This window comes from Mesorhizobium sp. M8A.F.Ca.ET.165.01.1.1, from assembly GCF_004792065.1.
In the GTDB taxonomy this organism is placed as follows: domain Bacteria; phylum Pseudomonadota; class Alphaproteobacteria; order Rhizobiales; family Rhizobiaceae; genus Mesorhizobium.
The window spans coordinates 1-289 of sequence record NZ_SRTH01000236.1; the positions used below are offsets into that span (position 1 = coordinate 1).

Annotated in this window: 1 protein-coding gene; it reads right to left on the reverse strand. The window is 68.9% G+C overall.

The window, feature by feature from the left end; all coding sequences use genetic code 11:
• Positions 1-289, reverse strand: a 289-nt coding sequence (locus EN808_RS35890) for a hypothetical protein (RefSeq protein ID WP_135918273.1), incomplete at both ends; no start/stop codon positions are given.

Consider the following 289-nt stretch of genomic DNA (forward strand, 5'->3'; position numbering starts at 1 on the left):
CACCTTCCCGTTGAAGTCGAGCACCAGGGCCGGTGTGCCCGCCGTCGTCACCGAGCCGCCGCCCTTGAGGCCAAGGCCGGCCCCGTCGCTGATATTGGCGTCGAAGGCGAGCTTGTTGCCGGCAAAATTTCCCGACGACGACACGTTCATGCCGCCGAGGCCGGCGCCGCGCGTTTGCGAGGTCTGCACGCCGGAAGCATCGATGTTGAAGGCAACCGACGGGCTCGCCGGCGCGCCGGTGACCTTGACCGTGCCGGAGATTGAGCCGGCCGCGTCGAGCCCCTTCGAG